Origin of the sequence: Streptomyces showdoensis, assembly GCF_039535475.1 — a bacterium.
GTDB classification, from domain to species: Bacteria; Actinomycetota; Actinomycetes; order Streptomycetales; family Streptomycetaceae; genus Streptomyces; species Streptomyces showdoensis.
The window spans coordinates 434,031-443,310 of the sequence record NZ_BAAAXG010000027.1; the positions used below are offsets into that span (position 1 = coordinate 434,031).

The window sequence follows — 9,280 nt, forward strand, 5'->3', positions numbered from 1 at the left end:
GGCGTCACCGCCGGGCGCCGAGCACCTCCCGCAGCAGCCCGCCGGACAGCCGCACCCCGTCCTCGGTGAGCAGCGACTCGGCGTGGAACTGCATCGAGGCGAAGTGCGGGCCGCGCAGCGCGTGCACCTCGGAGGTGACCGGGTCCCGGCTCACCTCCACCGGGCCCACGCCCTCGCAGTCCAGCCTGTCCTCGGGGCTGCGCGCGGCGAAGGTGTTGTAGAAGCCGACGCGTTCGCGGGCGCCGAAGAAGTCGATCTCCTGCTGGACGCCCTGGTTGGGCACGTCCCTGCGCACCAGGGGGAGGCCGAGGCGCAGGCTGAGCGCCTGGTGGCTGAGGCAGACCGCGAGGAAGGGACGCCGCTCGGCCAGCAGCGTGTCGATCGCCCCGCGCAGATGGGCGATCTTCGGGTGGGCCGTCTCCCGCGGGTCGCCCGGACCCGGGCCCATCACGACGAGGTCGTGGCCGTCGAAGGCGTACGGCTCGTCGAAGCGACGGACCGTCACCTCCAGGCCGAGGGAGCGGAGCTGGTGGTCGATCATCGAGGTGAAGGTGTCCTCGGCGTCCACCACCAGGACCCGCTTGCCCGCGAGGTCCGGCACGGACCGGTCCCGCTCCGCGTGGCCGGTGAACCAGAAGCCGGCGAGGGGGGAGTTGCGCCGCTCCAGCGTGGCCCGGACCTCGGGGTGGTGGTCGAACCCGGCGGCACCCGCGCCGGGCCCGCGCCCGCCCGCCGGGCCCGGCTCCTGGAGCGCGGCCAGCAGCCCGGCCGCCTTGGCCCGGGTCTCGGCCACCTCCGACACCGGGTCGGAGTGGCGCACGAGCGTGGCGCCCACGCCGATCCGCACCCGGCCGGACCGGTCGATGTCGGCGGTGCGGATGAGGATCGACGAGTCCAGCGCCCGCTCGCCGCGGGCGTCGCGGCCGATCAGGGCCACCACGCCGCTGTAGTAGCCGCGGCCCTCGGGCTCGTACCGCTCGATGACCCGGCAGGCGCTCTCCAGGGGGCTGCCGGTGACCGTCGGGGCGAACATCGACTCCCGCAGGATCTCGCGCGGGTCCCGGGTCGTGTGTCCCTCGATGAAGTACTCGGTGTGCGCGAGCCGGGCCATCTCCTTGAGATAGGGGCCCACCACCCGGCCGCCGCCCTCGCAGATCCGCGCCATCATCTTGAGCTCTTCGTCGACGACCATGAAGAGCTCGTCGGCTTCCTTCCGGTCCGAGAGGAAGTCCATCACCCCCGGCAGGGTGGGGCCGGAGGGCGGATACCGGTAGGTGCCGCTGATCGGGTTCATCACCGCGTTGCCGCCCCGCACGCTGATGTGCCGCTCGGGCGTCGCGCCCACGAAGGTCCGCTCGCCGGTGTGGACGACGAAGGTCCAGTAGGCGCCCGACTCGCCCCGCAGCAGGCGCCGGAAGAACGACAGCGCGGTGTGCGGGGTGTAGCCGGTGATGTCGGTGACGAAGGAGCGCTTGATGACGAAGTTGGCGCCCTCGCCCGTGCCGATCTCGTCGGCGATGACCCGCCGGACCGTCTCCGCGTAGGTCTCGTCCTCGACGTCGAAGTCGCCTCCGGCGAGGTCGATGGGCAGGTCGGGGAGCCTGCGCAGGACCTCGTCGAGGGGGACGACGGCCTGCTCGGCGACGCTCATCGCGATCAGCGGCTCGCCGTCGTCCGGCGCGGCGAAGCCGCGCTCGGCGATCTGCCGGTACGGGACCAGGGTCAGCAGCTCGTGCCGCGGACCCCCGCCCGGGGCCGGCGCCCGGTCGGGCAGCGGGAGGTCCGCCAGCGTCGCCGGGGTCGAGATCCGGCCGAGCAGGACGTCCACGGTGCCCGCTCCGGCGCTCTCCGGGCGGTGCAGCAGCGCGTAGGGGGGCGGGTCGGCGGCGAGCACCGCGGCCAGCAGGTCGGCGGGCGCGTCGGTCATGCGGTGGCTCCCGCGGTACGGGCCGCCCCCAGCTGGGCGAGCACGGTGTCGGTGGTCGTGACGACGGCGCAGCGCTCGGCCGCGTACGTGACCGCCTGCCGGTGGTACGCGGCGGAGAAGTCGGCGACCGCGTCGGCGACGAAGAAGGGCTGGATGTCGTTGGTGAACGCCTCGACCGCCGTCATCAGCACACCGACGTGCGCGTACACCCCGCACACCACCAGCTGGTCGCGGCCCCGCTCGCGCATCCACTCCAGGAGCCCGGAGCGGAAGAACGCGCTGTAGCGCCACTTGGTGAACACCTGGTCGTCCGGCCCCGGCGCCAGCGGCTCGACGACCTCGCGGTCGGCGGGGTCGACGCGCATGCCCGGACCCCAGAAGTCCTTGAGCAGCCCGCGCTGTTCGTCGTCCATCCCACCGGGCTGCGCCGTGTACGCCACCGGCATCCCCGTCGCCACGGCCCGCTCGCGCAGCAGGGCGGCGTTGCGCACCAGCGGCTCGCGCAGGGGAGCGGGGAACGGGCGCAGGAAGTAGCGCTGCATGTCGTGGACGAGCAGCACCGCGCGGTCCGGATCGGCGGACCACCGGGCGGTGTTGCCGGGCAGTTCGTCCGCGGACGGCAGCGCGTACGGCTCGATGGGGGGTATGCCCGCCATGACTGATCTCTCCTTGGGGGGAGGTGGGGTGGGGTGCGTGAGGGGTGGGTGCCGGGGGCGCCCCCGTGGGACCGCCGGGGGTCGGGGGGCGCCGCGCGCGGCGGGCCGTCGTGGCTAGGCGGCCGCGGGCTGGGCCGTCCTGGCGGCCTTCCACCAGGACGAGACCACGGACAGGGCCTGGCCGGGGTTGAGCCGCGGGTCGCAGCAGCTGGTGTACCGGGTGGGGACGAGGTCGACCTCGGAGGCGTCCAGGACGCACTCGGTGACGTCGTCGGGGGTGGTCTCCAGGTGGAGTCCGCCCGCCACGCCGCCGCCGGCGGCCACCGCGTCCCGGAACTCGTCGGCCTCCCGCGAGACCGTCTCCAGATAGCGGGACTTGAGGCCCGTGGGGGTGCTGACCGTGTTCCCGTGCATGGGGTCGGTCAGCCAGATCACCGGGTGCCCGGCGGCGCGCACGGCCGCGACCAGGGAGGGCAGCCGCTCGGCTACGGTCCCCGCGCCCATGCGGGCGATGAGGGTGAGCCGGCCCTCCTCGCGCCCGGGGTCGAGCCGCTCGCACAGGGCCAGCAGCTCCTCGGCCGTCATGTCGGGTCCGACCTTGCAGGCCACCGGGTTGACGACCTCCGCGAGCAGGGCGACGTGGGCGCCGTCGAGCTGCCGGGTGCGGTCGCCGATCCACGGCAGGTGGGTGGAGGTGAGGAGGAGGCGGCCGTCGGGCTGCCGGCGCAGCATCGGGACCTCGTAGTCCAGCAGCAGCGCCTCGTGACTGGTCCACACCGGCGCGCCGATGCGGGGGCCGGCGTGGGAGTCGAGCCAGCCGAGGCCGGCCATGACGGCGCGGGCGGCCTGGTAGCCGGTGAGCAGCCGCTCGGGATCGGGCCGCCGGGACTCGGGGTCGGGCTCGGGGCTGTTGACCATGTGGCCTCGGAACACCGGGAGTTCGAGCTCGCCGACCCGCTCGGTGGGCCGGGAGCGGGGCTTGCCGTACTGGCCGGCCATCCGGCCGATGCGGACGACCGGTCTGGTCGTGGCCATCTCCAGCTGTCCGGCGAGGACGTTCAGCAGGCCGGCCTTGCGGGCGACGTGGCCGGGGGTGGACTCGGCCGTGTCCTCGGCGCAGTCACCCGCCTGCACCACGTGGGCCTCGCCGACCGCGACCCGCGCCAGCATGGACCGCAGGGTGCGTACGTCCTCGGCGTCGACGAGGGCGGGCAGCGCGGCGAGTTCCTTGCGGACCCGCAGCACGTGCGTCTCGTCCTCCCACGGGGGCTGCTGCAAGGCGTTGTCATAGCGAATGTCGAGCAGGGCGTCGTCCATCGGATTCTCCAATCGCGAGGCGGCACACGGCGGTGCGGGACGCGAAGAAGGGAATGGGAAGAGGGAAAGGCGAAGCGGGGAAGAAGCGCGCCGGGGGCGTGAATAGGCAGGGCGGGTATTCCTGCTCGCACTAGATCGTCCGACGGATTCCGGGGCGCGGGCGGAAACGGGATCGGTATCCGTCAGGTGACGCGCTATCCGTCAAGTGGCCGACGATCCGTCAAGTACGTTTGTGCGCACCGACATTGATAAGGCGGCGTGAACGCGAAATGACCGGCGGGCCGACGGTGGGGAGTCCGTCGGCCCGCCGGTCGCGGGAGGGGAGAAGGGGAGAAGTCGAGAAGGGGAGAAGTCGAGAAGTGGGGAAGGGGAACGGGCGAACGGGGAGGCGCGGGTCAGGCGACCTGATGGGCGCGTGCGTCGCTCCTGGCCAGGGCGACGATCGCGTGCGCGGCCGAGGCGAGGGTGATGTGCCGGTGCCAGCCGCCGAAGGACCGTCCGGAGAAGTCCCGGATGCCGACCCGGTCGGCGATCTCGGTGAAGTCCCGGTCGACGCGGTCGGCGAGGCGGGTCAGCCGCACCAGGGAGGCCGGCGAGGTCGTGGTGAGGTTGGTCAGCCAGAGCTTGGCGGGCCAGCGGCCGCTCTCGTCGCCCACGCCGAGGAGGAGCACCTCGCCCTGCCCGGACGGGGCGCCGGGCAGCGCCGGTCCGGTGACCCGTACGGTCGCGGCCCAGTGGGTGCGGGGCCGGCCGCCCGGCTCGGAGGAGGTGATCGTGACCGGGCGCCGGAGGTCCTTGGCCATGATCATGATCTGTTCGGCGGTCAGCGGCGCCCGCCCGGCGGCGGGCAGGGCGGGGTCCGCGACCGTCAGCGGCTGGTCCTCGCAGACGCTCACCAGCAGGGGCATGCCGGTGGCGTGCAGCTTCTCGAAGATGGGTACGGCGTGGACCTCGCAGGAGTCGAGGACGAACGGGCGCACCGGTAACTGCCAGCGGGTCACGGCCTCCAGGCACGCCTCGACCACGGACTCGCTCAGGGTCTCCACCGGCACGTCGTCGGGGATGGCCACCTGGCTGCGGCGCAGGTCGTCCTTGAGCCAGGCCTGGGGGAGGTGCAGGCGCCAGTTCACCGGGGTGCTGGAGGTGTCCGAGGCGGCCCACACGCCCACCGCGCGCTGGGCGTTGAGCATCTGGCCCAGGGTCGGGAAGAAGTGCTTGTCCACGCCGACCGAGTGGCGGCCGGTCTTCGGGATGATGACCGGCTGCACCACCCAGGCCTGCGGCGGGCGGGCGTCGACCCAGTGGTCGGCGAGGGCCCGGCGGATGGGGATCCAGTCCCAGGTGGACGCCGAGATGAAGTGGTGGAGGTTCTGCTCGGAGGCCTGCTCGCCGAGCAGCGCGGCGATGTTGCGCACGGACTTGCGGCCCGGTGTCTCCAGCAGGCCGCGCAGGTACTGGACGGCCTTCCTGCACTGGTCGTTCCGGGACAGCGAGGTGAAGAGCGTCGAGGAGAACTCGGAGAGGACGGCGTCATGAGTGCCGGCCGGGAAGGCGCTGGGGCTGGGTGTGGGGGCGGGGGCGGGGTGGGTCCCTCGTGCCGGGGCGGCGGGACGCGGGTCGACGCTGAGCATGAATCTCCTCACTACTGATCCAGCCCGTGCTCGCGAACATCGACTCTGATCGAACAGGAGCACGGGGTGAGCCCGGCTCGACAGTAAGGGGCGGTGGGCCGGGTGATCCATCACGAGCAGGAGGAGAGTGTCAGGTTACCGAACGGTAGTCCCGTTGATGTGGGTGACATCACCGCCGCGGTCCCGCGCCGGGCCCGGTCCCGCGCCGTCGCGACGGCCAGATGGGCCACCGAGGCGAGCGTGATGTGCCGGTGCCATCCCGGGAACGAGCGCCCGGCGAAGTCCCGTAACCCCACGTCGTCCGCTATCTCGGCGGAATCCCGCTCCACGACGCCGGGCATGCGGGTGAGCCGCAGGGCGGGGGCGAGCAGGGAGGAGGAGAGGTTGGTGAGCCAGAGCCGGCGCCCACCGGGCCCGTCCGGGTGCCACTCGCCGAGGAGGGTCATGCGCGCCCGGCCCGACCGTGACACCACCACCGGGACCGCGGCAGCCGTCGTGCGCCCGTCGCCGGGATCCACCCGCTGCCGCAACTGGGGCAGGGACTCGGCCAACTCGCCCGCCGTGCAGTGCAGATCCCCGTACCGGGGAAGGGACGAGCGGTCCAGTCGTACGGGCGCCGCCGGATCGACCCGCACCAGGAACGGCAGCCCCACGGCCCCCAGGGACCGGGCGACCGCGATGCCGTCCGCCTCCGCGACGTCCACCACCACGGGGAGCCGCGCCGTGCACCGGATCTCCGAGAGGGCGGCGACGGCCTGGCGCACGCACTCCTCGACGCCGCAGGCGACGGCGTCCGCCGGGACGCTGGCCCGTTCGCGCAGGGGTTCGGCCGTCCAGCGGTGGGACAGGCACAGCTGCCAGTCGACCGGCACCGCGGAGCGCTCCGAGGCCAGCCAGGTCCCCACCGCGCGCTGGCCGTTGACCGTGCCGAGCGGGGTGCGCTGCGGATCGGCGCCCACCGAGTGCGGTCCGGCCTTGGGGATCAGCGTGGAGCGGATCACCCAGGCCTCGGGGCCCAGGGTCCGCTGCGCCTGCCGGGCCAGCGCGTGCCGGATCGGCGTCCCACTCCCAGGGGGAGGTGGTGATGAAGTGGTGGACGCTCTGCTGTGCCGACGCCCCCTCGAACTGTGCCGCGAGGCTCCGCAGCGTCTTGCGCCCCGCCACCGACAGCAGTCCGCGGACGTACTGTTCGGCCTTCACCCGCTGCCCGTTGCGGTGCAGCGAGCCGAACAGCCGGCGGCAGGACTCCTCGTCGAGCCCCGCCGGCGGCCGTCCGGTCGCCGCGCTCCCGTCTTCCCTCGGGTTCCCCATCGCGCGCCGTGACCCCCTGCCCAGAGAAAGAGGACTTCCGTCCGGTTTCTTTATACGACGCGCTCGCGGGGGGACCGCACATTCGCGCCAAACCTGACATGGCGTTCGAGGGTGGCAAGGCCCGGCCGGAGGGGGTCCGGGAGGGTCGCAGGTGACAACAGGCCCCGCTTTACTGTTGCTTGGGCTTACATTTACCTATGACCAAAATCGAACGTACATCCCGTAGTTCAACGGTGCACCGGGTATGTCTGGACCGAACCGAACCAGGGGGAACCTTGTCCGACGCCGCGCTCGCCCCGACCGCCTCTCTCGTCCCTTCCACCCCTCTGACCTCCCTCCCGCCCGCACCCCCGACGGCGCCGCTCGCCGCCTACGCGCACCTGCGTCGGGAGGAGCACCTCCTCGTGACCGGCTGGGAGAGACGGTCCCCCGGCGAGGTCGTCCTGGGCGTCAGATGGCCCGCGGTGCAGGGGGAGTTACCGTACGACCCGCGCGTCCTGGCCCAGACCGTCCGGCAGTGCGGACTGGTCGTCGCGCACGCCGTGCACGAGGTCCCGCTGACCCACCAGACCATGCTCAGCACCCTCGACCTCGCCATAGCCGCCGGCCTGTGCGTCCCCCGCGGCCAGGCCACCGCCCTGGACGTCCACGTCGCCGTCCGGGACGCCGGGGCCGGCCGGCGGACGGCCGGATCTCTCCACATGACCTTTCGGATCCTTGCGGGCGGAACCATCGTGGCCCGCGCCGAGAGCGAGTTCACCTGGATCTCGGAACGGGTGTACGCGCGGGTCCGCGGTCCCCGCCGGGACGTGGCGTGGGGCGGCTGGGAGCTCCCGCCGCCCGTGGACGCCCGGCTGGTCGGCCGGGCGTCGCCGGGGGAGGTGATGCTGGCCGCCGGGGACCGGCCGGACCGCTGGCTGCTGCGCAACGACCCGGGGGACCGGCTGCTCTTCGACCACCCGGTCGACCACGTGCCCGGCCTCGCGCTGCTGGAGGCCGCCGACCAGGCGGCCCGCGCCCTGCGGGCCCCGGCCCCGTTCGAACCCGTCGCGATCGAGGCCTCCTACCGCAGGTACGTCGAGTTCGACCGGCCCTGCTGGATCGCGGCCGCGCCGCTGCCGGAGCCGGGCGCGGTGCGGGTCCTCGGGACGCAGGAGGGGGAGGAGGCCTTCCGCGTCGACTTCCGTACGGGGCGGCTGACCGTACGAGCGGCGGCGTCCCGGCCCGTACGCACGACTCGGCCCTGCGTTCCGCCCCCGTGGTGAAGGGGCCGGTCCGCAGGGCCGGGAGTGTCCGTGCGTTACGGCGCGGCCGTCAGGCTCTCGGCCTCCGCCGGCTCCTCCTTCGTCTCCTTCGGGACCCAGCGCAGCGCCAGGACGCCGAGGGCCAGGCAGAGCAGGCTCGCCACGCCGACCGCCACGTGCAGACCGGTGAGGAAGGCGTCCTCGGCCTCGGCGACGACGGCGGGGGAGAGGCCCGGCTTGTCCAGCGTCTCGTTGAGCGTGCCCGCGATGTCGGGGCCGAACAGCCGGAAGCAGACCGCCGCCAGCGAGCCGAGCAGCGAGATGCCCAGCGCGTTGCCCAGCTCGTTGCTGGTCTCGGCGAGCGAGGCGGCCGAACCCGCGCGCTCCGGCGGGACCGCCGCGACGGCGGTGTCGGCGACCAGGCTGAAGGAGAGGCCGTAGCCGACACCGGCGACGATCGTGGAGGCGATGAACGCCGCCACGCCGTGTTCGGTGGTGGTCGCCAGGAGGAGCAGCAGGCCGACGCCCATGAAGAAGTGGGAGGCGATGAGCGCCGACCGGGTGCCGATCCGCTCGGCGATGACGCTCGTCTTGATGCACACGACGGTCAGGACCGCCGCTCCGGGCAGGGCCAGCAGGGCCGCCGCGAGGACGCTGTAGCCGAGGACCGACTGGAGGTAGATGCCGCTCAGGTAGCCGGCGGCGGCCCAGGCGACGAGCGTCAGCAGACCGGTGAGGATGGCCACCGTGAACACCCGGTCCTTGAACAGCCGCAGGTCGAGCAGCGGGTGCTCCAGGTGGAACTGGCGGCGCACGAACCACACCAGGAGGGCGACGCCGACGACACCGGTGACGGCCTGCACGGGGGAGAAGCCCTCCGCCGCGGCCGTCTTGATCGAGTAGACGGCCAGCAGGATGCCGACGGCGGACAGGGCGACGCTGAGGGCGTCCACCCGGCCCGGGTTGGTGGTGCGGACCTCGCGCAGCAGCACCGGCGCGAAGGCGAGGAACAGCACGACGACCGGCAGGTTGATGAGGAAGACCGAGCCCCACTCGAAGCGGCTCAGCAGCAGTCCGCCGATGACCGGTCCGGCCGCGAATCCGGCGGCGAACGTGGCCGCGAAGATGCCGATGGCCTGCGAGCGCTGGCGGGCGTCGTGGAAGAGGTTGCTGATGATGGCGAGGCCGGCGGGC

Annotated in this window: 6 protein-coding genes and 1 pseudogene; 1 reads left to right on the forward strand and 6 read right to left on the reverse strand. The window is 73.2% G+C overall.

The window, feature by feature from the left end; genetic code table 11:
* Positions 1 to 4: 4 nt before the first annotated feature.
* The 5 genes and pseudogenes from ABD981_RS34785 to ABD981_RS34805 all read right to left on the reverse strand — a co-directional run bounded on the left by ABD981_RS34785 (position 5) and on the right by ABD981_RS34805 (position 6,842).
* Positions 5 to 1,927: an anthranilate synthase family protein gene (locus tag ABD981_RS34785; RefSeq protein WP_046906720.1), complete on the reverse strand. Its 1,923-nt coding sequence runs from the start codon at positions 1,925 to 1,927 to the stop codon at positions 5 to 7.
* A complete protein-coding gene (locus ABD981_RS34790) occupies positions 1,924 to 2,583 on the reverse strand; it encodes an isochorismatase family protein (RefSeq protein ID WP_046906719.1) in 660 nt (219 codons plus the stop codon). Before ABD981_RS34790 ends, ABD981_RS34785 begins: the two co-directional genes overlap by 4 nt.
* 114 nt (positions 2,584 to 2,697) lie before the next feature.
* Positions 2,698 to 3,900, reverse strand: coding sequence for a 3-deoxy-7-phosphoheptulonate synthase (locus ABD981_RS34795; protein ID WP_046906718.1), 1,203 nt, complete (start codon positions 3,898 to 3,900; stop codon positions 2,698 to 2,700).
* 395 nt (positions 3,901 to 4,295) lie between these two features.
* On the reverse strand, positions 4,296 to 5,531 hold the full coding sequence (locus ABD981_RS34800; protein WP_240495148.1) for an IS701 family transposase: 1,236 nt from the start codon (positions 5,529 to 5,531) through the stop codon (positions 4,296 to 4,298).
* Between the two features lie 110 nt (positions 5,532 to 5,641).
* Positions 5,642 to 6,842 (reverse strand): annotated as a pseudogene (locus ABD981_RS34805) (IS701 family transposase).
* Between the two features lie 275 nt (positions 6,843 to 7,117).
* On the opposite strand from ABD981_RS34805, the gene ABD981_RS34815 reads away from it, so the two are divergent.
* Positions 7,118 to 8,107, forward strand: coding sequence for a ScbA/BarX family gamma-butyrolactone biosynthesis protein (locus tag ABD981_RS34815; RefSeq protein ID WP_345530500.1), 990 nt, complete (start codon positions 7,118 to 7,120; stop codon positions 8,105 to 8,107).
* A gap of 35 nt (positions 8,108 to 8,142) precedes the next feature.
* On the opposite strand, the gene ABD981_RS34820 is transcribed toward ABD981_RS34815, so the two are convergent.
* Positions 8,143 to 9,280 (reverse strand): MFS transporter (locus ABD981_RS34820; protein ID WP_345530501.1); only part of this gene is annotated, 1,138 nt, incomplete at its 5' end.

Coding starts and splice junctions, on each gene's coding strand:
- ABD981_RS34795 (WP_046906718.1), bottom strand. CDS start 3,900: ATGGACGACGCCCTGCTCGACATTCGCTATGACAACGCCTTGCAGCAG.
- ABD981_RS34800 (WP_240495148.1), bottom strand. CDS start 5,531: ATGCTCAGCGTCGACCCGCGTCCCGCCGCCCCGGCACGAGGGACCCAC.
- ABD981_RS34785 (WP_046906720.1), bottom strand. CDS start 1,927: ATGACCGACGCGCCCGCCGACCTGCTGGCCGCGGTGCTCGCCGCCGAC.
- ABD981_RS34790 (WP_046906719.1), bottom strand. CDS start 2,583: ATGGCGGGCATACCCCCCATCGAGCCGTACGCGCTGCCGTCCGCGGAC.